This is a genomic window from Pseudomonas sp. SDT291_1_S447, assembly GCF_054070155.1.
In genome coordinates this window covers 69493-92279 of the sequence record NZ_JBSVXS010000006.1, presented here as the reverse complement: position 1 = coordinate 92279, position 22787 = coordinate 69493, and the positions used below count along the sequence as shown (strand labels likewise).

Here is a 22787-nt window from a genome sequence, read left to right as displayed (position 1 = left end):
CCCTCTTATTGTTCTGTCAGGGGACGCACGCGCACGCCCTGTTCGAGCTGCGCCAGTTGCGCAGCGTCGTTGATGCCGAAACCGATCTGGCTCACCGCCATCGCCGCAATCGCGGTAGCCGTGCGCAGGGTTTGTTCAGGCGTGTCGGCGCTGAGCAAACCGTGGAGCATGCCGGCCAACAGCGAATCACCGGCACCCACCGTGCTGGCAACGCTGACCTTTGGTGGCGTGGCGTGCAGCACCGAGCCGACGCTGAACCAGTTCACGCCATCAGCACCGTGAGAAATCACCACGTGCTCGATGCCTTGCGCATGCAAACGCGCCGCTGCTTGCGCTTCCGCCGCGTGAGAAACCACTTCGCAACCGAGCGCGTCGGCGAGTTCTTCAGTGTTCGGTTTGATCAGCCACGGACTGGCTTTCAACGCCGCGCGCAAGGCTTCGCCGCTGGAGTCGAGCGCGACTTTCAGGCCAAGTTGATTGAGCCGTTCGATCAGCTCACGCAACCATTGCGCCGTGACTCCACGCGGCAAACTGCCGGCGACCACCACGGCGTCGTGACCCGGTGCAATCTGCACCAGACGATCCAGCAACGCCTGCTGCGCGGCGGCATCGACCACCGGCCCCGGGCCGTTGATGTCAGTGATGCGTCCACTCTGCTCCGCCACTTTGATGTTGCTGCGCGTCTCACCCGGCACGCGGATAAACGCGTCGACAAAACCGCGCTTGGCGAACAGGGTTTCGAACGCTTGCAGATTGTCTTCGCCGAGAAACCCGCTGACCGTCAATTGATGACCAAGGTCGGCAAGCACCTGGGCGACGTTCACGCCTTTGCCGGCGGCGTGGGTGTGCATTTCGTCGCTGCGATTGACCTGACCGGCCTCCAGCCGTGGCAACTCAACGGTGAGGTCGAGCGCCGGGTTGAGGGTCAGGGTAAGAATCTTGGCCATCACAGGGCCTCCACTAATGCGCGCACTTCGTTGGCGCTGCCCACGGCCAGGGCCTGTTGAGCAAGGGTTTGCGCCTGGGTCAGGCTGAGTTCGCGGATGCGTGCCTTGACTTCGGCAATGCTGCGCCCGGAGACACTGAGCTCATCAACACCGAGGCCGACCAGCACCGGTACCGCCAGCGGATCCGCCGCCAGCTCACCGCAAACACCAACCCACTTGCCGTGGGCATGGGCCGCGCGCACGGTGATGTCGATCAGTTGCAGCACCGCCGGGTGCAATCCATCCGCCTGCGCCGACAGGGTCGGGTGACCACGGTCGATGGCTAGGGTGTATTGCGTGAGGTCGTTGGTGCCAACACTGAAGAAGTCGACTTCCTTGGCCAGTACCGGCGCGAGCAGAGCGGCGGACGGCACTTCGATCATGATCCCCAGTTGCAGATCGGCGACCGGGATTTCCAGGCGCAGACGCTCGGTCATGTCGCGGGCCTGACGCCACTCTTCAACGCTGCCGACCATCGGGAACATGATCCGCAGCGGACGGTTATCCGCCGAACGCAGCAAGGCGCGCAATTGCGCTTCCATGATCTGCGGACGCTGCAAGGTCAGGCGAATGCCGCGCACACCGAGGAACGGGTTTTCTTCCTTGGCAATCGGCCAATACGGCAGCGGTTTGTCGCCGCCAACGTCAAGGGTGCGGACCACCAGCGGACGACCGGCGAGGCCATCGAGGACGCGGCGGTATTCGGCTTCTTGCGTCGCCTCGTCCGGCGCTTGCGGATGGGCCATGAAAATCAGTTCGGTGCGCAGCAGACCAATGCCTTCGGCGCCCTGCTCCACCGCACTGATCACGCCCGCGCTTTCGCCGATGTTGGCGAACACTTCAACGGCGTGACCGTCGGTGGTGTGTGCCGGTTGATGGCGTTGTTCGGCGGCAATTTTCAGACGTTGTTCGCGGGTGTCGCGCTCTTCGGCGGCGCGTTGCAGAGTCGCAGCATCAGCGTCGACGTGCAGGCGACCGCGTTGACCGTCGAGCAGCAACGGCGTGCCCGGCGCCAGCAACAACACCGCTGCGCCAGCGCCGACCAGCGCCGGAATCCCGAGCGCTCGCGCAACGATTGCACTGTGCGCGGTGGCGCCGCCGCGTGCGGTGAGAATCCCCGCCACACGCGCCGGGTCCAGCCGTGCGACGTCGGACGGGCCGACCTCGTCCATCACTAGAATGTACGGTTGCTCAGGCTCGCTCGCCGTTTGCACGCCACACAGTTGCGCCAGCACGCGACGGCCGATATCACGCAGATCCGCCGCACGCTCGGCGAGCAAAGCGTCCTGCAACGATTCCTGCTGTTTGGCCGCCGCTTCGATCACCGCCATCCATGCTGCTTCGGCGCTTTCGCCCTGCTTGAGGCGGGTGTCGACTTCGTCGGTCAGTTCCGGGTCGTCGAGCATTTCCTGATGGGTGATGAAGATCTCGCGGATGGCTTTGGCTTTGCTGCGTTCGATCAAACCTTGAATGTCACTGCGCACATCACTGAGCGCTTGCTTGAGACGTTCGCGCTCAACGGCGGCAGACTCGCCGCGCAAGGGGTAATCGATGGTTTGCTGAACTTGAATATGCGCAGGCCCGATAGCAATGCCCGGTGCTGCCGGGATCGCCTGCAACTGAGCGCCGGACGCCGGAGCGATCAGCACTTCGGCGATGTCGGCAATGACCTCGCGCTGTTGACTCACCGCTGGCAGCGGCTCGACTTCTTCGCCGAGGCCTTCTTCGATGGCGGCCAAGAGTGCCGGCAAGGCATCCGCGGCAATGCTCGGTTCAGCGATCAACTCCAGCACCTGACCACGACGGGCGCCAAGGCTGAGCAGTTTGCTCAAACTCTTCACCGACACAGCGCTGTCCTGACCGTCGACGATGCGCACGCGAATTTCGCCATCAAAACTCTTCGCCAGTTGCGCGAGGATCTTCGCCGGCCGCGCGTGCAGACCATGGGCGTTGGCCAGGGCAATACGCGCGCTCGGCCAGTCGGCGGGCAATTCACCGCCGAGCACTTCGAGAACTTTGCGACTGCTGGTAGCGCGGCCCAGTTCATGGCCGCGACCTTCGATCAGCAACGCACACAGGCGTTCAAGCAACGCCTGATGTGCCTCGCCGAGGCTGGCCAGGCAGAACAGACCGCTGAGCGGCTGACCGAGGTAGCGCATCGGTTTGTCCGGCGTCACGAACGCCAGCCCCGGACGCTTCACGGTCTGCTCGCTGTGCAGCCACCACAAACCATCGCCCAGCGGCAGCGCTTCGACCTGCTGCAACACGCCAGCAAAACCGTTGCTCACACAATCGGCCTGCCGCAACAGACGTGCGCCACGCCAGACCAGTTCTTCGAAATCATCGGCGGAGACACCGAGGCCAATCATCTGCGCGTCCAGCGCCAGTTCCTGCGGCGCGCCTTGCAGCAGTTTCAGCAGCGCCTCAGGTGAACTGGCGCGACGCAGGGCCTGGCCCAGATCGGTCTCGCCGAGGGCACGGGTCAGCAGTTGCAGCAGGCGCAGGTGTTCGTCGGATTTGGCAGCGATACCAATCGCCAGATAAACGATCTGGCCATCGCCCCAATCCACGCCTTCCGGGAACTGCATCAGGCGCACGCCAGTGGCGAACACCTGATCGCGGGTTTCCGGAGTGCCGTGGGGAATGGCAATACCTTGACCGAGAAAGGTCGAGCCCTGGGCTTCCCGTGCCTGCAATCCAGCGAGGTAACCGTCGGCAACCAGACCATCGGCCACCAGGTGATTGGCGAGCAGTTGCAAGGCAGCGGGTTTATCCACAGCCGATTGGCCCATGGATATCTGCTCTATAGTGAGCTCGAGCATGCGATCTCCTTTTTGGCGCTTCATGAGTGCCAGGTATTGTTTTGGATGGTTTGCAGCTTAGGCGCTTTACCGCTTTGCTTTTCAGCGGCAGTTTTGGCGGTTTCACGGCAGAACCGGCCAAAGACGTCTAAAACGTAGAAAATACGCTTGCTGAAACGTTTAATCTAGATTGATCGGCACGTTACTCGATAATGTCCCATCCTTGAAGTCCAACTTGTCGGATGCGCTGCGACAATAGTCGCCTGCCCTAATCGGGTAGGATTGGCGAAAATGTCGCGGCAAGCTCGAAAAAACAAGGAAATCCCGGGTTGAAACTCAGTGATATCGCGCGGTTGGCCGGAGTGTCCGTGACCACCGCCAGCTACGTCATCAACGGCAAGGCCGAACAGCAACGCATCAGCACCGCCACCGTCGAGCGGGTGCGCGCAGTGGTCGATCTGCACGGCTTCACGCCAAACCCACAAGCGGCCGGGCTGCGCAGTCGGCACACGCGCACGCTGGGCTTTATTCTGCCGGATCTGGAAAACCCCAGTTACGCGCGGATCGCCAAACTGCTCGAGCAAGGTGCGCGGGCGCGCGGCTATCAATTGCTGATCGCCAGTTCCGACGATGCGCCAGACAGCGAGCGGCAGTTGCTGCAACTGTTCCGTGCGCGCCGTTGCGATGCGCTGATCGTCGCCAGTTGCCTGCCGGCCGGCGATGACAGCTATCGGCAGTTGCAGGCCAAAGGTCTGCCGATCATCGCCATTGACCGGGTCATGGAACCCGAGCATTTCTGCTCGGTGATCAGTGACGACCGCGAAGCCAGCCTGCACCTGACCCAGAGCCTGCTCGATCCGCAACCGAAGCAGATCGTACTGCTCGGCGCGCGCCCGGAACTGAGCATCAGCCAGGAACGTGCCGCCGGTTTCAAAGAGGCGTTGGTCGACTTCAAAGGCGAAGTGCTGGTCGAACATGCTGAATCTTTCAGCCGTGAGTGCGGCAAGCAATTGATGGAAGAACTCCTGCAGCGTCTGGGGCATTTGCCGGATGCGTTGGTGACGACTTCCTACGTGCTGCTACAGGGTGTGTTCGATGCGCTGCATGACTTCCCGTTGAAATCGCGGCCACTGCGCCTCGGCACCTTCGGCGATACGCAGTTGCTGGATTTCCTGCCGCTGCCGGTCAACGCCATGGCCCAGCAGCACCAGTTGATCGCCGACAAGGCGCTGGAACTGGCGCTGGCTGCGGTCGAGCAGTCGGAGTACAAGCCCGGCGTGCAGGCCATCGCGCGGACCTTCAAGCAGCGTATTCACCGGGACTGAGCCGTGGAGCTGATCGACAGCCACACCCACCTCGACTTCCCCGACTTCGACGCCGATCGCCCGGCGTTGCTCGCCGAAAGCCGTGCCCTCGGGGTGCGGCGAATGGTGGTGTTGGGGGTTTATGAGGGCAATTGGCAACGGGTCTGGGATCTGGTGCAGAGCGATGCCGATTTGTATGCGGCATTCGGTCTGCATCCGGTGTATCTCGATCAGCATCGACCTGAGGATGTGTCAGCGCTCGGTGATTGGCTGACGCGGCTGCGTGGTCATCGGCAGTTGTGTGCGGTGGGCGAAATCGGTCTGGATTACTTCATCGAAACGCTGGATCGCGAACGGCAACAGGCGCTGTTCGAGGCGCAGCTGCAACTGGCCGCGGATTTCGAATTACCGGCATTAATCCACGTTCGCCGTAGTCATGCGGCAGTGATCTCAACGCTCAAACGCTTCAAGCTCAAACGCGCGGGAATCATCCACGCCTTCGCCGGCAGCCGTGAAGAAGCGCGGGAGTACATCAAACTCGGTTTCAAACTGGGTCTGGGCGGCGCGCCGACCTGGCCGCAGGCGTTACGCATGCATCGAGTGATTGCGGAACTGCCGCTGGAGTCGATCGTGCTGGAAACCGATTCACCGGACATGGCGCCTGCGATGTTTCCCGGTCAGCGCAACAGCCCGGCGCACTTGCCGGCGATTTGCGAGGCGCTGGCCGAGTTGATGAAGATCAGCCCCGAACATTTGGCCACCGCCAGCACCACCAACAGCTGCGAAGTCTTCGGCTGGTAAAAAACAATCCTTGTGGGAGCGAGCCTGCTCGCGAAAGCGGTGAGTCAGGTGACAGCGATGTCACTGACAGATTGCATTCGCGAGCAGGCTCGCTCCCACAGTTTTTCGTGTACAGCTCAGACGCGGAAGGCGCTGATCAGTTGTTTAAGCTCAACAACTTGGGCTGACAGCGCGCGGCTGGCATCTTCGGTCTGGTGCGCCCCCTGCGCCGTGCGCTCGCCGGCGCGGTTGATCTCGACGATGTTCTGATCGATGTCATGGGCCACCGCCGTTTGCTGTTCAACCGCAGCGGCGATCTGCTGATTCTGATCGACGATCATGCCCACCGCTCCGAGGATGTTTTCCAGCGCCTGCTGGACCTTTTCCGACTGCCCCACCGTGCCGTTGGCCATCTGATGGCTGACGCCCATGGCTTTCACCGCCGCCCCAACGCCGCCATGCAGCTTGGCGATCATCTGTTCGATTTCTTCGGTTGATTGCTGAGTGCGTTTGGCCAAGGTACGCACTTCGTCTGCGACCACAGCAAAACCACGTCCCTGCTCGCCGGCACGCGCCGCTTCGATCGCGGCGTTGAGCGCCAGCAGGTTGGTCTGTTCGGCGATGCTCTTGATCACTTCCAGTACACGACTGATCGCCTGGCTATCGCTGGCCAATTGGTTGATCACCAGCACCGACTGATCGATTTCGCTGGCCAGCGCGGCAATGCTGCCCTGCTGCGACTCGACCAGGCCACGACCACTGATGGTCTCGTCATTCACGCTGTGGGCACTGCTGACCGCTGCGGCAGCACTACGCGCCACCTCCAGTGAGGTCGCCGACATCTGATTCATCGCCGTCGCCACTTGTTCGATCTGCGTACGTTGCCCGGCGACCGCCTGATTGCTCTGCGCGGAGACACTTTCAACCTGTCCGGCCTGACGCTCGACCTCGCCGACGGTCTGCCCCACCCGCTCAATCAAGTCGTGAATCTTCCTCACCGTGCCGTTGAACACCTCGCCCAATTCACCCAATTCATCGCGACTGCTGGCCTTGAAGTTGACCGTCATGTCACCGGCCGCAACCTTGTCCATCATCGCTCCGAGGCGTTTAAGCGTGGTGCGGGTCGAGGCGTAGAAGCCCCCGTAGAGGTAGAAAATCAACACGAACACCACCGACAACGCCACGGCCTGCAAGACCATGTGCGTGCGGTTCTGCGCCAGACGCTGCTGCAATTGAGTATCGAGGAATTTCAGCGCGGCTTCGTTGAGCTGGTAAGTCCGCTCGATCAGCCCGGTGACCTGATCGTAAAACGCCTGCCACGGCGCATCGAGCGTGTCGGCCATCACCACTTGTTCTTCGAACAGTTCACTGGCCTGTTTCAGCGAGGCCTTGCTGCTGTCGGCCGCCGCGCTGAGGTTGTCCCGCGCGGCTTTGCTGGAGCCGAGGGCGTCCTGCAGTTTCAAACCGTATTCGGCCTGGAGTTTTTCGATCTGCACCATCAACTCGTCGAAACGGGTGCTTGAAGAGCTGTTGAGAAAACCCTGACCCAATGAATACGAGCCCATCGCCCGGCCTTCGCCGAGAGTTTGCGTGACGGTCGGCGTGATCAGGGTGACCAGTTCGCTGAGCTGACGGATGTCGCTCTGGTTGTCGCGGCTGAGCCCGGCCTGACTGCTGATGATCTGGCTGAAAATCTGCGCACTGGCCAGCAGTTTGCCGATCAACGCGCTTTTGCTCTGCAAAGAGTTTTCCGCTTGCTGGGCCTTGAACGCGGCGATCATTTCATCGCGTTTGCCGTCGAAGACCTGGACCTGCTCAGGATCTTCAGTCATCGCCGTCAGTCCTTGCAGGCGTGCCAGAACCGCTTGTTCGAGCGTGGTGATCTGCGCCTCGACATTCCCGGCCTTGCCGGACTGCCCGAGGGTGACGTTGATCTGCACCAGATTGTTGAGGGTTTCCAGATCCCGGCGCAGGGCTAGGCTGCTGCCCAGCAGATCAAGGCTTTGCAGCTCGACACGGGTGCCCTGGAATTCGCGATAGGAATCGCGCACCAGATAGAAATTGGTCACCAGCATCGGCACCAGGAACAGCACGCTGATCAGGCTGAACTTCATGCCGAAGCTCAGACGGTTCATCAGCGAGACGGCGGGATAGAGCAAGCTCTTCACTGGAAGTCTCCCTTGGTTTTTCTTGTTTTTATTGGCAGGCGCGGGGCGACAGCAGATAGCCACTATCGGGCGCCATCTCTGTATAGCTCAAATCGAAGGGAGGTTTTGTAACTTAAGGTTAACGACAAAAAGATCGCAGCCTGCGGCAGCTTCCACAGGAAACACACAATCCCTGTGTAGGAGCTGCCGCAGGCTGCGATCTTTTGATTTTTCTTTAAATCAGTGAAATCAGTGAAGCAGAACCGTCCACAAGGCAAAACCGGCATACCACAGCACCGCCGCGCGCAGCAGCAGTTCCCACAGGCAATCGAGGGTATTGATGCCTTCTGGCCCGACCACGGGAGGTGGAATCTCCCCCGCCGCCAAACCGACCCGGTTGATCAAGTGCGCAGCACTGATGTTCCAGTTGAGCAACTCATGCAGCATCACCCGACTGACCGCGACAAAGTTGCCGACCAGCGCCAGACTCGCCGCCAGCAGACGCACTGGCACCCAATCAAAGGCATGACGCATTTGCGCGGCGCGCTCGACCAGTGCCGGTGTCTTGCCATGCTCTTCGGCCAGCGCCAGCAATCGATAAGCCAGCGCCGCGACCGGACCGAGCAGGAAGTACCAGAAAATCACCGCGAAGAAGCTTTGATACGCCTCCCACAACAAATGCCCCTGCACCCGCTCGAGCAATTGCTCGCCACTGTCGGCGCAGATATTCAGATCACGCTTGGCCACATGCGCCGCCGCTTGCAGATCCTCACGGCGCCAGGCATCACGGAACGGCCCGAGACCGCCGAGCAAGTCGCCGCGCCCCAGACTGTAAATCACCACCAGCAAATGCACCGGCAGCGCCAGCAAGCCATAGGCCACCGGTTCCAGCACCACCAGCAACAGCGCCAGCAAGGCCAGCGGAAACACCACCAGAATCGTCAACACCAGCCAGGGTTGCTTAACCAGCCGCTCGCTGGCTTCGAGTTTGTTCAGTTCGCGGATCCATCCGCCATCGCGTTGAACCCGATGACGCAGGGCCGAAAACTTCTCGATCCACAGCGCCAGCAGTAACACCAGAAAACTCATTGTCCTTCCTCTTGTGCCAGGGCTGCGCGGTAACGTGCCCAGTCGAATGCCGGGCCAGGATCGGTCTTACGCCCGGGTGCTATGTCGCTGTGCCCACAAATGCGGGCGCCGGTGATGGCCGGAAATGCTGTTTGCAACTGGCGGGTCAGCGCCGTCAACGCCTGATACTGCGCGTCGGTGAACGGCAGATCATCGGTGCCTTCGAGCTCGATGCCCACGGAAAAATCGTTACAGGTTTCCCGTCCATCGAAGACCGACACGCCGGCATGCCACGCACGCTCAAGACAGGAGACAAACTGGGTGATCTTGCCGTCACGTTCAATCAGAAAATGCGCCGAGACGCGTAGGTCAGCGATCCCTGCAAAGTAGGGATGTTCGGTGACATCCAGACGATTCTGGAAAAATTCCTGCACCTTGCCCGTGGCGAACTGCGCCGGCGGCAGACTGATGTTGTGGATGACCAACAGGGAAACTTCGCCCGCAGGGCGCTCATTGAAGTTGGGCGATGGGCACACCTGCACCCCGTGACACCACCCGCTAGCGGGATCCAACTGCATACCGATTCCTTCAACGCCGACTGTGTTGGCGCCCAGTATGCCGTGATCGGCCCCCGGCGCGCGATCACTTGGCGCGATTGAGTCGCCGCAGGTTGCCCAGCACCGACTCCAGCGCACGGTCGAACAGTAAGGTGTCGTCCAGAGCACGCACCGCACCGCGCTCGAATTCCAAGGCCAGCGTAACGCGACTGCGCTCCAGCACCTTCATCCCGGTGCGATCGACAAACACATATTTGCCGGTGGCTTCGATGATGGCCGCGAGCTTGCAGCGCAGACTGTGTTCATCGTCTTCCTGAAATGCCACCCAACTGCCCAAGCGCAGTTGCTCGACCTGGCGCAGACCCGCGGCGTCGTGGGGCAAGCGTACCGACGTCAGCGCCATGCCGCCCTCGTCGGCGGTTTGCAGCACGATCTGCTGCGACACCTCGATCATCGGCGCGGCCGGATCCGCCTCGACGGAACGCTCCAGCACCCGCACATGCAGGGCTTCAAGCTCACTGAAAAATCCGCTGGTGGCGAATGGATCGAACGCCGAACTGGTCAGGCCATCACGCAGCGACTTGAGCAACCCCGGCACCAGTGCCAGCAAGCGCAGACTGGATTCAGTGTCTGCATGACGCTGCACGCTCCAGATCAATTGCTCCATGGTGTGCACATCGGCCTGCCATTCAGCTGACTGATCGCCATGCTTGAGGCAGGTCAGCAGAAGTACTTTGCTCCAGGCGTCCTGGACGAAGGTGACCACCGAGGGCGGCAGGGTTTTGCCCAGCAGTGCTTGATTCAGCGCCCGCTCGACCCGACGCCTTGCCAGTTCGGTCTTCGCTCGCCCCTCTTCGGCGTCACGCAGGCGCTGTTCAAGCAGCTCGCTGCGGCGGCGCTGATCGCTGGTGAACGCGAGAAAATCAGCCAGCAACTCGGAAAAAATCGCCGGATCATCGACAAAGTCAGTCAGCAGGCGCTGCACCACTTGCTCGATGCGCAGGTACAAGCTGTCGCGCGCCTCACCGTCGCAGTCGCCCCAGCCCATCGCCGCCTCGGCGATTTCGTTGAGCAGGCGCCGCGCCGGATGGGTGCTGCGGCTGAAGAAACTCTTGTCGAGCACCGCGACCTTGAGCATCGGGATCTGCAACCGCGCGATCAAGGCCTTGAGCGAATCGGGCACATTGCGGTCTTCAAGAATGCAGTCGAAGACCATGGCGATCAGATTGATCACATCTTCGTCCGCATCGCCGACGATCCGCGATTTGCCGCTTCTGACGCTGACCCGGGTCAGCAGTTGTTCGAGCTGATTGCGCAGATCGAAGTCATCCTGAGCCGCCAGCGCCGGCACGTACTGCTGCAGGTGCGAGAGCAGGCGCAACAGATCGCGAGTGGAAATCGGCTGCGCCGCAGCGCTGGACTCCAGCGTCGGTGCGACACTGCCGCGCACGTGTGCGAGCAATTGCTGCAGCGCGGCGAAGACCTCCTGCACGCTTTCGTCGACGGGCGGCGTGTCGTCGCTTTCCTCACTGTTCACGTTGGCGATCGCACGATCAATCGCACGGCGGGCCGGGGCTGGCTTCAACTCCGGCAGCACACCGGTGGCGAGCAGCAATTGATTGGCTTCGGCGTAAAGTTGCTCGGTGTCGGCCAAGACATAGCGCTCGAAGAGTTTGAGCAGGATCAGCTTGACCTTGATCTCCACACCCAGATTACGGCCGGCCTGCAGGAAAAACTCACAGAGCATGGCCGGACCGAGCGGGTTGTGCTGATCGTCGAGCGGGTTGCCGAGCAGCGCATTAAGCCGCGCTGTCAATTGATCGAGGGCGAAGCCGTCACGTTTGAGTACGCGACCGACCATGGTCTCGACCGCGACACTGCGTTCCATGTCGTCGCTACGCGGAGCGAACTCGTCGTACATGAGGGCGTGCGGCAGTGCGTTGGGCGTGGGATCGTATTGAGTCAGGCCGACGAAGGCGTCGAAAAACTGCTCGAGAAAGCCGCGCTCGATGTTTTTGCGCTTCAGACGCAAGTCGCGCATGGCTTCGAAGAAGATGTTCTGCTCGACGTCGTTGCGCGCCCGGTCGGCCATTTCGAACAACGTGTCGTCGGCGTTATCGAACAGCTCCTGCAAGCCGTGGCGCAGTTGCTGGGCAGCCTTGTCGCGAACCTGAAGCAGAATCACAGGCAGGCGGGCGAGCGGCGAGTGATTCGCCTGATCGGTAGCTACCTTGTGCAAAGGCACTACTTTCCCGTCGTTGTGCATCCAAGCCTCCTGAAACGGTGATTCGTTCGGTCACTTTCAACATAAGCCTCCTGTGGGAGCGAGCTTGCTCGCGAAGGCGATCTGTCAGTGACATTGTTGGTGACTGACACTGCGCTTTCGCGAGCAAGCTCGCTCCCACAGGTCTCAACAACTTTGGCCGCTCTGCACGTCAAAGCTATGACGTCAAATGCAAGGCGAATTATCTTTCATAACTTGCACCCGGCGCCATAGCCGTCAGGGTTTCCCCTATACCGCCCCTTTCAGTGACCACGTCTGGCCGGGTTTGCTCAAAGAAAATCGACCGGATGCAGGCAAGCACGCAAGTTCTCGCCTTGGGTTGGCTCGCGCCATGCCCCTATAATCGAACCACTTTGTTTGTGGAGCCCGTTATGCCGAATCTACGTCTCGCCGATTTGACCGCCGAAATCGAAGCCAACGTGCGCCGTGCGTTGCTCGAAGACATCGGCAGCGGCGACATTACCGCGCAACTGATCCCGGCCGAACGTCTGGCCAAAGCCACCATCATTACGCGCGACGCGGCTGTCATCTGCGGCACCGCGTGGGTCGATGCCGTGTTCCGTCAGCTCGATCCGCGGGTCGCGGTGCATTGGCAAGTGGTCGATGGCGAGCGGGTAAAGCCCAATCAACCGTTATTTCATCTGGAAGGCCCGGCCCGTTCGCTGCTGACCGGTGAACGCAGTGCGCTGAATTTTCTGCAATTGCTGTCCGGTGTGGCAACCCGTGCGCAATATTTGGCCGACTTCGTTGCCGAGACTGAGGTCAAACTGCTCGACACCCGCAAGACTCTGCCGGGTCTGCGTCTGGCGCAGAAATACGCGGTGACCTGCGGTGGCTGCCACAACCATCGCATCGGTTTGTACGACGCGTTCCTGATCAAGGAAAACCACATCGCCGCCAGCGGTGGCATTCCACAAGCCATTGCCGCCGCGCACAAGATTGCGCCGGGTAAACCGGTGGAAGTCGAAGTGGAAAGTCTGGATGAACTGAAAGAAGCCCTGGACGCCGGCGCCGACATCATCATGCTCGACGAACTGAGCCTGGACGACATGCGCGAAGCCGTGCGCCTGAACGGCGGCAAGGCGAAGCTGGAAGCCAGCGGCGGCATCAACGAAAGCACGCTGTTGCCGATCGCCGAAACCGGGGTGGATTACATTTCGATTGGCGCAATGACCAAGGATGTCAAAGCGGTCGATCTGTCGATGCGTCTCAGCCTTTAAACAGCAGCGACAAGATGCGAGCTACAAGCTGCAAGCCAAAGCGCTTCTGCTTTGACTTGTAGCTTGCGGCTTGGAGCTGGCAGCTCTCGTCAAACGACGAGATTATTCATCTCGCAGTACTCGTCCCACTCGACACCCAGCACTTCCGCCGCCTCTTTGTGCAGAACGAGGCGCTGCGCCTCGAACTCCTCCGGCGTGCTCGTGTACTTGAGCGTCAGTTCCCACGGCTGCAAGCCCTGGGCTTCGGCTTCGTCTTCGAAGGCCCACTGGATCTGATCCTTCTGATCATCAGGACTCAGGTCCTTGATCTCTTCTTTCAGGTCCGGTACGTCCAGAATGTACTTTTCCAGCGCTTGTTCGTGACGTTGCTCTTGAGTTAATTCGGTCATGGCGTTCTCGCTGATCTTAGGAATGGAGGATGGATCTGGATCATCAAGGATCTCTCTGACGCGGATTTGTCCGGCCTTCGGAACCATTCGGGATCATCTGAAAACTGCTGGGCGATGCTCATGCAGGCACCGAATATAGGACGTTTGCATGACGAATTACACGGCTCTTTACATCTCTCCCACAAAAAGCTGACCTGCGGAACATAAATACGATTTTCGAGTCATAGCGATGTGCCACTTCGGCACTTCTTCGCTGTTCACAAGGAAACCCAGTGATGCGCAGCTTTTCGAAAATTTCTTCTGTTGTGTCTGCCACCGCTCTGATCGCCGCTTTGGTTCTGCCGGCCAGTGCAATGGCTGTTGAATTGAGTAACAGCAGCGCTTCCTACGGCGACAAGATTTCGCTGATTCACAACGACTACGGCAAAGACGTGGTGATCAGAAGCGATGTCAGCATCGATGACCTGAGAAAAATGCGCGATACCATCAGCGAGCAATCGCGCCAGATCGAAGAACTGAAACGCAGCAGCGGTTCGAGTTCAAGCTCCAGCGGCAAGGAAATCGATGATCTGAGAAACAAGGTCAAAGACCAGGACCGTGAACTGGACACGCTCGGTCGTCAGGTCGAAGACCTCAAGCGTAACAGTGGCTCCAGTTCCAACTCGAACAGCAGCGAGATTTCGAATCTGAAACAGAAGATCAACGATCAGGATCGAGCCATGGATCAGCTCAAACGTACCGTCGAGGATCTGAGCCGCAAGGTGAAATAAGCGAGGATGGTGCCCGAGACAGGAATCGAACCTGCGACCTTCGCGTTACGAGTGCGCTGCTCTACCGGCTGAGCTACACGGGCGGTGGGCTAAACCTAGCACCGGTTCTGAAGTCCGGCAACTTCGCAGAATGTCTCGATATTTCGCAGACAAAAAAATGCCCCGCCGTTTTCACGGCGGGGCATTTTTATTGCGCTAACGCTTTGGGGTGATTAAACGCCCGAAGCCTTGGCAGCAGCCACGTCTTTGATGGACAGCTTGATACGGCCGCGGTTGTCCACGTCCAGTACCAGCACTTCCACTTCCTGGCCTTCTTTCAGGATGTCGGTCACTTTCTCTACGCGAGCGTCGCTCAGCATCGAGATGTGCACCAGACCGTCCTTGCCCGGCAGGATGTTGACGAATGCGCCGAAGTCGACGATGCGCTCAACCTTGCCGACGTAGATCTTGCCGATCTCGGCTTCAGCGGTGATGCCCAGAACGCGCTGACGTGCAGCTTCAGCAGCTTCCTTGGTTTCGCCGAAGATCTTGATCGAACCGTCGTCTTCGATGTCGATCGAAGCCTTGGTTTCTTCGCAGATCGCACGGATGGTCGCGCCACCTTTACCGATAACGTCACGGATCTTGTCGGTGTCGATTTTCATCGCGATCATGGTCGGAGCGTTGGCCGACAGTTCGGTACGCGACTGGCCGATGATCTGATTCATCTGACCGAGGATGTTCAGACGCGCTTCCAGGGCTTGGCCCAGAGCGATTTCCATGATCTCTTCGGTGATGCCTTTGATCTTGATGTCCATCTGCAGCGCAGTAACGCCTTTGGCGGTACCGGCTACTTTGAAGTCCATGTCGCCCAGGTGATCTTCGTCACCGAGGATGTCGGTCAGGACGGCGAATTTCTCGCCTTCTTTAACCAGACCCATGGCGATACCGGCAACCGGCGCCTTCATCGGCACACCAGCGTCCATCAGGGCCAGGGAAGCGCCGCAAACGGAAGCCATCGAGCTCGAACCGTTGGATTCGGTGATTTCCGAAACCACACGGATGGTGTACGGGAACACGTCAGCGGCTGGCAGCATGGCCGAAACCGAACGACGGGCCAGACGGCCGTGACCGATTTCACGACGACCAGCGCCACCCATGCGACCACACTCGCCCACCGAGAACGGAGGGAAGTTGTAGTGCAGCATGAACGGGTCTTTTTTCTCGCCTTCCAGGGTGTCCAGCAGCTGTGCGTCACGGGCGGTGCCCAGAGTCGCGACTACCAGAGCCTGGGTTTCACCACGGGTGAACAGCGCCGAACCGTGAGTCTTCGGCAGAACGCCGACTTCGATGTTCAGCGGACGTACGGTTTTGGTGTCGCGGCCGTCGATACGTGGCTTGCCGTTTACGATGTTTTCGCGAACGGTGCGGTATTCGATTTCGCCGAAAGCGGCTTTGACTTCGCTGGACGAAGGCTGGCCTTCTTCACCGGACAGCTTGGCAACAACCTGATCCTTCAGCTCGCCCAGACGCGCATAACGGTCGGCCTTGACGGTGATGGTGTAAGCCTGGGAGATCGCTTCGCCGAACTCGGCACGGATAGCACCCAGCAGTTCGGTGGCTTCTGGCGCCGGAGCCCAGGTCCAGGTTGGCTTGGCAGCTTCAGCGGCCAGTTCTTTAACAGCGTTGATCACAACCTGGAACTCGTCGTGAGCAAACAGTACCGCGCCCAGCATCTGGTCTTCAGTCAGCTCTTTGGCTTCCGATTCAACCATCAGTACGGCGTCGGAAGTACCGGCAACAACCATGTCCAGGCTCGAAGCCGCTTGCTGCTCGTAAGTCGGGTTCAGCAGGTAGCCGGTGCTTTCGTGGAAAGCAACGCGAGCGGCGCCGATCGGGCCGTCAAACGGGATACCCGAGATGGCCAGGGCAGCCGAGGTACCGATCATCGCAGCGATGTCCGGATCGGTCTTCTTGCTGGTGGAAACGACGGTGCAGACTACCTGCACTTCGTTCATGAAGCCTTCTGGGAACAGCGGACGGATCGGACGGTCGATCAGTCGGGAAGTCAGGGTTTCTTTCTCGGAAGGACGGCCTTCGCGCTTGAAGAAACCGCCAGGGATCTTACCGGCAGCGTAAGTCTTTTCCTGGTAGTGAACGGACAGAGGGAAGAAGCCCTTGCCCGGATCGGCTTGTTTTGCACCGACTACAGTCACCAATACGCTGACGTCGTCGTCAACGGTGACCAATACTGCGCCGGAGGCCTGACGGGCGATACGGCCAGTCTCGAGGGTAACGGTCGATTGACCGAACTGGAATTTTTTGATTACCGGGTTCACGGTGTCCTACCTTCTTTGTGGCTCTTGGGGGAACTGGTTTCTTGCGAATTCTTGGGCAATGTCGGGAATCGGCCCAACCGTTGTCCGGGGTAAAACGTGTATCCAGATAAAACTTGAGGCTGGGAGCCTGCAAGACGCCGGCGGTAAACCGCTGACGTCCGACAGACCACCAACCTCATAGCGCAATCGCTGATTAGCGACGCAGACCCAGGCGAGCGATCAGAGCGCTGTAACGGCTCACGTCCTTGCCTTTCAGGTAGTCCAGCAGCTTGCGACGCTGGTTTACCATGCGGATCAGACCACGACGGGAGTGGTGATCTTTACCGTTGGCCTTGAAGTGACCTTGCAGTTTGTTGATGTTGTGGGTCAGCAGTGCAACTTGCACTTCTGGCGAACCAGTGTCACCAACAGCTTGCTGGTAGTCAGCAACGATTTGAGCTTTTTCTTGAACGTCGAGAGCCATGAGGCAATCCTTTTATCAGGAAACTGTTTCAGGGAAACAGCTTCAACAGGCCAGGGACAAATCCCTGTATCTATAAATGAGTCGTGACCGTGCCTGTTAACAGCCACACTCGCCGACCTGCTGTTACACAGGCCGGTTCCGGTCATTCTGACCGAATCAAACGACGTGGCGCGATACGCCCGTCTTCGCTCACTTCACCAATACCGATGAAGCGACCATTGTGATCCTGTACCCGTACCATGCCGAACTTCGGAGCATCCGGGGCACGTACCGGCTGGCCATTGAGCCAGTAGAACGCACTCGCTTCGGAGAAGTGCAGCAACGGCCAATCCAGCAAGCCGCTGTCCGATGGCATCAGGAAGCGATCGACCGCTTCGTTGCCGCCTTCGGCATGTACCGCTTCCAGCTCTTCGAGGGTAACCGTCTGCGCCAGGGTGAAAGGCCCGGCCTGGGTACGGCGCAATTCAGCGACGTATGCACCACAACCGAGTTGCTCACCGATATCCTCCACCAGGGTACGAATATAAGTGCCTTTGCTGCAGTCCACCGCAAGACGCGCAGTATCGCCTTCGAAGGCCAGTAATTCCAAGCGCGCAATAGTAACAGAACGCGGTTCGCGCTCCACTACTTCGCCTGCACGAGCCAACTTGTACAGCGGCTGGCCATCACGCTTGAGCGCCGAGTACATCGGCGGTATCTGACTGATTTGCCCGCGAAATTTCGGCAGAGCCGCTTCGACATCGGCGCGACCAACGGTCACCGGGCGCTCCTGCAAAACCTCACCTTCGGCATCTGCCGTGGTGGTGGTCTTGCCCAACTGCGCCAGGGTTTCGTAACCCTTGTCAGAATCGAGCAGGTATTGCGAGAACTTGGTGGCCTCACCAAAGCACAGCGGCAATACACCGGTGGCCAATGGATCGAGGCTGCCGGTGTGACCGGCCTTCTCGGCATTGAGCAGCCAGCGAACCTTCTGCAACGCGGCGTTGGAGGTGAACCCCAACGGCTTGTCGAGCAGGATGATGCCGCTGACGTTACGACGGATACGTTTGACCTGAGCCACCGAATTACTCCTTGGTGTCTTCAGGTTCAGCAGCGACCGGATGCTGATTGTCTTCAGCCACGGCACGCTCGATCAGGGCCGACAGGTGCGCACCACGCACGACGGATTCGTCGTAGTGGAAGTGCAGTTGCGGCACGCTGCGCAGCTTCATTTCACGGGCCAATTGCATGCGCAGGAAACCTGCGGCGGAATTGAGCACCTTGATGCTTTGTGCGATGTCTTCAGCGTTGTCCTGGCCCATCACGGTGATGAAAATCTTCGCGTGACCGACGTCACGGCTGACTTCCACTGCAGTAATGGTGACCAGACCCACGCGTGGATCCTTGACTTCACGACGGATCAGCTGGGCCAGCTCGCGCTGCATCTGATCGCCGATACGTTGGGTACGGCTGTATTCTTTTGCCATGATTTGTTACCTGTTACTGCCCTGCGGTGAAACCCGCAAGGTCTGAAAGCGGCAAACGCCCGGCCTGACAAAAGCCAGACCGGGCGTTGCGTTTAGAGTCCGGGTGATGCGCCACACTGTTGAGTGCGGCCGGCCATCACGGCTCCTGAAGTGCGCGAGTTAGAGGCTGCGAGCAACCTGAACCTTCTCGAAGACTTCGATCTTGTCGCCGACTTTGACGTCGTTGTAGCTCTTCACGCCGATACCGCATTCCATGCCGGCACGTACTTCGGAAGCGTCATCCTTGAAGCGGCGCAGGGATTCCAGCTCGCCTTCGAAGATAACGATGTCTTCACGCAGTACGCGGATCGGACGGTTACGGTGCACAACACCTTCGATCACCATGCAGCCAGCGATCGCGCCAAACTTCGGCGAACGGAACACGTCACGCACTTCGGCCACACCCAGGATGTTCTCGCGAACATCGCTGCCGAGCATGCCGGTCAGGGCTTTCTTGACGTCTTCGATGATGTCGTAGATCACGTTGTAGTAACGCATGTCCAGACCTTCCTGCTCGACGATCTTCCGTGCGCCAGCATCGGCACGCACGTTGAAACCGAACAGTACAGCGTTGGAAGCCAGTGCCAGGTTAGCATCGGATTCGGTGATACCGCCGACACCGCCGCCGACTACGCGCACTTGAACTTCGTCGTTGCCCAGGCCATTCAAGGCACCGTTCAACGCTTCCAGCGAACCACGGACGTCGGATTTGAGGACGATGTTGAGCGTCTTCTTCTCGGCCTGACCCATGTTTTCGAAGATGTTTTCCAGCTTGCCGGCGTGAGCGCGAGCCAGTTTGACTTCGCGGAACTTGCCTTGACGGAACAGAGCCACTTCACGGGCTTTCTTCTCGTCAGCAACCACGCTCATCTCGTCGCCAGCGTCCGGGGTACCGTCCAGGCCGAGGATCTCGACAGGGATGGAAGGACCGGCTTCTTTGATTGGCTTGCCGTTCTCGTCGAGCATGGCGCGAACGCGACCATAGTTCGAACCGACCAGGACCATGTCGCCTTGGCGCAGGGTACCGTCTTGAACCAGAACGGTTGCCACCGGGCCACGACCTTTGTCGAGACGCGATTCAACCACAACACCACGGCCAGGAGCCGATGGAGTTGCTTTCAGTTCGAGAACTTCAGCTTGCAGCAGAACGGCTTCGAGCAGCTCGTCCACGCCAGTACCGACTTTCGCCGAAACCGGAACGAACGGCGTATCACCGCCCCACTCTTCGGAAGTCACGCCGTGAACCGACAGCTCGCTACGGATGCGATCAAGATCGGCGCCCGGCTTGTCGATTTTGTTCACTGCAACAACCAGTGGAACGCCAGCCGCTACTGCGTGCTGAACAGCTTCAATGGTCTGCGGCATCACGCCGTCGTCCGCTGCAACCACCAGGATCACGATGTCGGTCGCCTTGGCGCCACGAGCACGCATTGCGGTAAACGCGGCGTGACCCGGGGTATCGAGGAAGGTGACCATGCCGCGTTCGGTTTCAACGTGGTATGCACCGATGTGCTGGGTGATACCACCGGCTTCGCCAGCAGCTACCTTGGCACGACGGATGTAGTCGAGCAGGGACGTTTTACCGTGGTCAACGTGGCCCATTACGGTCACGACTGGAGCACGGGAGAACGACTCACCTTCAAACTTCAGGGACTCGGCCAGGGAATCTTCCAGGGCGGTGTCGCTGACCAGGGTCACTTTGTGGCCCAGTTCTTCGGCTACCAGCTGAGCAGTTTCCTGATCAAGCACCTGGTTGATGGTCGCTGGAGTACCCAGTTTGAACATGAACTTGATGATTTCAGCAGCTTTGACCGACATCTGATTGGCGAGATCGCCAACAGTGATGGTCTCGCCGATCTGCACATCACGCACGACAGGGCCGGTTGGGCTCTGGAAACCGTGGGCGTTGCGCTTCTTCAGCTTGGCCTTGCCGCGACCACCACGACGGAAGCCATCGCTTTCTTCGTCGGTAGTGCGTGGCGCCACACGTGGAGCCGGCGCTTTTTCTTTGACCGAGGCGCGATGCGGAGCGTTTTTGCGCTCGCCATCACCACCACCGCTGCGACGATTGTTATCGTCAGCACGTGGTTTGTCCGGACGGCGCTGTTCGTTCTGCTTGTTGCGAACGTCAGCAGACGGAGCTGGAGCAGCGGCAACCACCGGCGCGCTTTCGCGAACAGGTTCGGCAGCTGCAGCCGGCGCCGCAACGGCGTCGCTGGTAGCGTTCTGCGCAGCAGCAGGCTGATTACGCGCTTCTACTTCGGCGCGTTGCTTGGCTTCTTCTTCAGCCTTCTGACGGGCAGCATTTTCTACTGCGCGACGCTCATCCAGTTCACGCTTGCGCTCGGCTTCGATTTCTTCCGGGCTACGCTGTACGAAAACTTTCTTTTTGCGAACTTCTACGCTGATGCTCTTGCTACCAGCCACACGCAGGGTGCTGGTGGTTTTACGCTGCAGCGTGATCTTGCGTGGTTCTTCCACTTTCGCCTTGTGGCTGCTTTTCAAGTGAGTCAGCAGGGACTGCTTCTCACTGTCAGTCACATTTTCTTCGGCGGCGGTGTGCGGCAGACCTGCCTCACGCATCTGCTGCAACAGGCGCTCTACCGGTGTTTTGACCTCATCGGCCAGTTGTTTCACCGTGACTTGCGTCATGCACTTCTCTCCTCAGGCCGCGCCTAATTACTCGAACCAGTGGGCTCGGGCGGCCATGATCAACTTGCCGGCACGATCATCGTCAATGCCGTCGATGTCGAGCAGGTCGTCAATAGACTGCTCGGCCAGGTCTTCGCGGGTAATTACGCCGCGCACCGCCAGTTCCATCGCCAAATCCTTGTCCATACCCTCAAGCGAGAGCAGGTCTTCGGCCGGATGGGCGTCTGCCAGCTTTTCCTCAGTAGCGATGGCTTTGGTCAACAAACGATCCTTGGCACGAGCGCGAAGCTCGTTGACGATGTCCTCGTCAAAGCCGTCGATGTTGAGCATTTCTTCCAACGGTACGTAGGCAATCTCTTCCAGGCTGGTGAAGCCTTCATCTACCAGCACCTGAGCCAGTTCTTCGTCGACTTCCAGCTCGTCGATGAAGTTGCGCAGGATGTCGCCGGTTTCTGCTTGCTGCTTAGCCTGGATGTCCGATTCGGTCATCACGTTCAGGGTCCAGCCAGTCAACTGGCTCGCCAGACGCACGTTCTGACCACCACGACCGATGGCCTGAGCCAGATTGTCTGCGCCAACGGCGATGTCCATTGCGTGGGCATCCTCGTCAACGATAATTGCCGCAACCTCGGCCGGGGACATGGCGTTGATCACGAACTGGGCCGGGTTGTCGTCCCACAGGACGATATCCACACGCTCACCACCCAACTCGCCCGACACTGCCTGGACGCGCGAACCGCGCATACCAATGCAAGCGCCCTGCGGGTCGATGCGTTTGTCCTTGGAGCGGACGGCGATCTTGGCGCGCGAACCCGGATCACGGGACGCTGCCATTACTTCGATCAGGCCTTCGGCAATTTCCGGCACTTCGATGCGGAACAGCTCGATCAGCATTTCCGGCGCGGTACGCGACAGGATCAGCTGCGGGCCGCGGTTCTCGGTGCGGATTTCCTTGAGCAGCGCGCGCAGACGCACGCCGACACGGAAGGTTTCGCGAGAAATGATGTCTTCACGAGCCAGCAACGCTTCAGCGTTGTTACCCAGATCGACGATCACGTTGTCGCGAGTGACTTTTTTCACGGTGCCGGAGATGATCTCACCAAGGCGCTCGCGATAAGCGTCAACCACTTGAGCGCGCTCGGCTTCACGTACTTTTTGCACGATGACTTGCTTGGCAGTCTGTGCAGCAATACGCCCGAACTCGATGGATTCGATCTTCTCTTCGACGACGTCACCTACCTGAGCACCTGGATGCGTTTCGGCAACCTTGCTTGGCCAGGTTTCGATAGCCGGATCGTCAAGATCGTTCTCTTCGACGACCGTCCAGCGACGGAAAGTTTCGTATGCCCCGGTGTGGCGGTTAATTTCCACACGCAGGTCAACTTCGTCCTCAAAACGCTTTTTGGTAGCAGTGGCCAAAGCCAGCTCCAGCGCTTCAAAAATTACGCTTGCCGGTACGCCCTTTTCATTGGATACCGACTCAACAACCAGCAGTACTTCTTTGCTCATCGTACGCCTCGCCTTTCGCAAGCCATTGGATCCG

Annotated in this window: 17 protein-coding genes and 1 tRNA gene; 4 read left to right on the top strand and 14 right to left on the bottom strand. The window is 59.5% G+C overall.

Annotated elements, in window-relative coordinates:
* Positions 1-5 precede the first annotated feature (5 nt).
* Together pfkB and ptsP are read right to left on the bottom strand one after the other, a co-directional pair.
* Positions 6-947, bottom strand: a complete 942-nt coding sequence (pfkB, locus tag ACW9IR_RS04110) for a 1-phosphofructokinase (RefSeq protein ID WP_457461795.1) — start codon at positions 945-947, stop codon at positions 6-8.
* On the bottom strand, positions 947-3808 hold the full coding sequence (gene ptsP / locus ACW9IR_RS04105) for a phosphoenolpyruvate--protein phosphotransferase (RefSeq protein ID WP_150705917.1): 2862 nt from the start codon (positions 3806-3808) through the stop codon (positions 947-949). The genes pfkB and ptsP overlap by 1 nt, the downstream gene beginning before the upstream one ends.
* Positions 3809-4116: 308 nt before the next feature.
* Here ptsP and cra point away from each other — a divergent pair, with 308 nt between their 5' ends.
* Entirely contained in the window at positions 4117-5112 is a 996-nt protein-coding gene (gene cra, locus ACW9IR_RS04100; RefSeq protein ID WP_034154432.1) for a catabolite repressor/activator, read from the top strand.
* A gap of 3 nt (positions 5113-5115) precedes the next feature.
* Complete coding sequence (locus ACW9IR_RS04095; protein ID WP_457461793.1) at positions 5116-5892, top strand: TatD family hydrolase; 777 nt, start codon at positions 5116-5118, stop codon at positions 5890-5892.
* A 116-nt stretch (positions 5893-6008) separates the two neighbouring features.
* On the opposite strand, the gene ACW9IR_RS04090 is transcribed toward ACW9IR_RS04095, so the two are convergent.
* The 4 genes from ACW9IR_RS04090 to ACW9IR_RS04075 all read right to left on the bottom strand — a co-directional run bounded on the left by ACW9IR_RS04090 (position 6009) and on the right by ACW9IR_RS04075 (position 11909).
* A complete protein-coding gene (locus tag ACW9IR_RS04090; protein ID WP_457461791.1) occupies positions 6009-8039 on the bottom strand; it encodes a methyl-accepting chemotaxis protein in 2031 nt (676 codons plus the stop codon).
* A gap of 228 nt (positions 8040-8267) precedes the next feature.
* Positions 8268-9107: a regulatory signaling modulator protein AmpE gene (ampE, locus tag ACW9IR_RS04085; protein WP_457461789.1), complete on the bottom strand. Its 840-nt coding sequence runs from the start codon at positions 9105-9107 to the stop codon at positions 8268-8270.
* Positions 9104-9664, bottom strand: a complete 561-nt coding sequence (gene ampD / locus ACW9IR_RS04080) for a 1,6-anhydro-N-acetylmuramyl-L-alanine amidase AmpD (RefSeq protein ID WP_102900723.1) — start codon at positions 9662-9664, stop codon at positions 9104-9106. Before ampD ends, ampE begins: the two co-directional genes overlap by 4 nt.
* Before the next feature lie 64 nt (positions 9665-9728).
* Positions 9729-11909 carry a DUF1631 domain-containing protein gene (locus ACW9IR_RS04075; protein WP_457461787.1) on the bottom strand — a complete coding sequence of 727 codons (2181 nt, stop codon included), beginning with the start codon at positions 11907-11909 and terminating at the stop codon, positions 9729-9731.
* A gap of 389 nt (positions 11910-12298) precedes the next feature.
* On the opposite strand from ACW9IR_RS04075, the gene nadC reads away from it, so the two are divergent.
* Positions 12299-13147, top strand: coding sequence for a carboxylating nicotinate-nucleotide diphosphorylase (gene nadC, locus ACW9IR_RS04070; RefSeq protein WP_457461785.1), 849 nt, complete (start codon positions 12299-12301; stop codon positions 13145-13147).
* 89 nt (positions 13148-13236) lie between these two features.
* Here nadC and ACW9IR_RS04065 read toward each other — a convergent pair whose 3' ends face one another.
* Entirely contained in the window at positions 13237-13536 is a 300-nt protein-coding gene (locus tag ACW9IR_RS04065) for a DUF6388 family protein (RefSeq protein WP_034154593.1), read from the bottom strand.
* Positions 13537-13811: 275 nt separating this feature from the next.
* On the opposite strand from ACW9IR_RS04065, the gene ACW9IR_RS04060 reads away from it, so the two are divergent.
* A complete protein-coding gene (locus ACW9IR_RS04060; RefSeq protein WP_457461782.1) occupies positions 13812-14306 on the top strand; it encodes a hypothetical protein in 495 nt (164 codons plus the stop codon).
* A gap of 7 nt (positions 14307-14313) precedes the next feature.
* Here the strand turns inward: ACW9IR_RS04060 and ACW9IR_RS04055 are convergent.
* The 7 genes from ACW9IR_RS04055 to nusA form a co-directional block, all read right to left on the bottom strand.
* Positions 14314-14389, bottom strand: a tRNA-Thr gene (locus ACW9IR_RS04055).
* A 129-nt stretch (positions 14390-14518) separates the two neighbouring features.
* Entirely contained in the window at positions 14519-16624 is a 2106-nt protein-coding gene (pnp, locus tag ACW9IR_RS04050) for a polyribonucleotide nucleotidyltransferase (RefSeq protein ID WP_007915263.1), read from the bottom strand.
* Positions 16625-16817: 193 nt separating this feature from the next.
* Complete coding sequence (gene rpsO, locus ACW9IR_RS04045) at positions 16818-17087, bottom strand: 30S ribosomal protein S15 (RefSeq protein WP_003197723.1); 270 nt, start codon at positions 17085-17087, stop codon at positions 16818-16820.
* A gap of 142 nt (positions 17088-17229) precedes the next feature.
* Positions 17230-18147 (bottom strand): tRNA pseudouridine(55) synthase TruB, encoded by a 918-nt coding sequence (gene truB, locus ACW9IR_RS04040; RefSeq protein WP_034154423.1) that lies wholly within the window; start codon positions 18145-18147, stop codon positions 17230-17232.
* A 4-nt stretch (positions 18148-18151) separates the two neighbouring features.
* Positions 18152-18553: a 30S ribosome-binding factor RbfA gene (gene rbfA / locus ACW9IR_RS04035; protein WP_008088344.1), complete on the bottom strand. Its 402-nt coding sequence runs from the start codon at positions 18551-18553 to the stop codon at positions 18152-18154.
* A 159-nt stretch (positions 18554-18712) separates the two neighbouring features.
* Positions 18713-21244 carry a translation initiation factor IF-2 gene (gene infB / locus ACW9IR_RS04030; RefSeq protein ID WP_110719002.1) on the bottom strand — a complete coding sequence of 844 codons (2532 nt, stop codon included), beginning with the start codon at positions 21242-21244 and terminating at the stop codon, positions 18713-18715.
* A gap of 27 nt (positions 21245-21271) precedes the next feature.
* On the bottom strand, positions 21272-22753 hold the full coding sequence (gene nusA, locus ACW9IR_RS04025; RefSeq protein WP_095119527.1) for a transcription termination factor NusA: 1482 nt from the start codon (positions 22751-22753) through the stop codon (positions 21272-21274).
* Between the last annotated feature and the right edge of the window lie 34 nt (positions 22754-22787).

Bases quoted from the DNA above. Each gene is read 5' to 3' on its own strand.
- pfkB (WP_457461795.1), bottom strand. From the start codon at position 947: ATGGCCAAGATTCTTACCCTGACCCTCAACCCGGCGCTCGACCTCACC.
- ptsP (WP_150705917.1), bottom strand. From the start codon at position 3,808: ATGCTCGAGCTCACTATAGAGCAGATATCCATGGGCCAATCGGCTGTG.
- ampE (WP_457461789.1), bottom strand. From the start codon at position 9,107: ATGAGTTTTCTGGTGTTACTGCTGGCGCTGTGGATCGAGAAGTTTTCG.
- ampD (WP_102900723.1), bottom strand. From the start codon at position 9,664: ATGCAGTTGGATCCCGCTAGCGGGTGGTGTCACGGGGTGCAGGTGTGC.
- ACW9IR_RS04075 (WP_457461787.1), bottom strand. From the start codon at position 11,909: ATGCACAACGACGGGAAAGTAGTGCCTTTGCACAAGGTAGCTACCGAT.
- nadC (WP_457461785.1), top strand. From the start codon at position 12,299: ATGCCGAATCTACGTCTCGCCGATTTGACCGCCGAAATCGAAGCCAAC.
- ACW9IR_RS04065 (WP_034154593.1), bottom strand. From the start codon at position 13,536: ATGACCGAATTAACTCAAGAGCAACGTCACGAACAAGCGCTGGAAAAG.
- ACW9IR_RS04060 (WP_457461782.1), top strand. From the start codon at position 13,812: ATGCGCAGCTTTTCGAAAATTTCTTCTGTTGTGTCTGCCACCGCTCTG.
- rpsO (WP_003197723.1), bottom strand. From the start codon at position 17,087: ATGGCTCTCGACGTTCAAGAAAAAGCTCAAATCGTTGCTGACTACCAG.
- rbfA (WP_008088344.1), bottom strand. From the start codon at position 18,553: ATGGCAAAAGAATACAGCCGTACCCAACGTATCGGCGATCAGATGCAG.
- infB (WP_110719002.1), bottom strand. From the start codon at position 21,244: ATGACGCAAGTCACGGTGAAACAACTGGCCGATGAGGTCAAAACACCG.
- nusA (WP_095119527.1), bottom strand. From the start codon at position 22,753: ATGAGCAAAGAAGTACTGCTGGTTGTTGAGTCGGTATCCAATGAAAAG.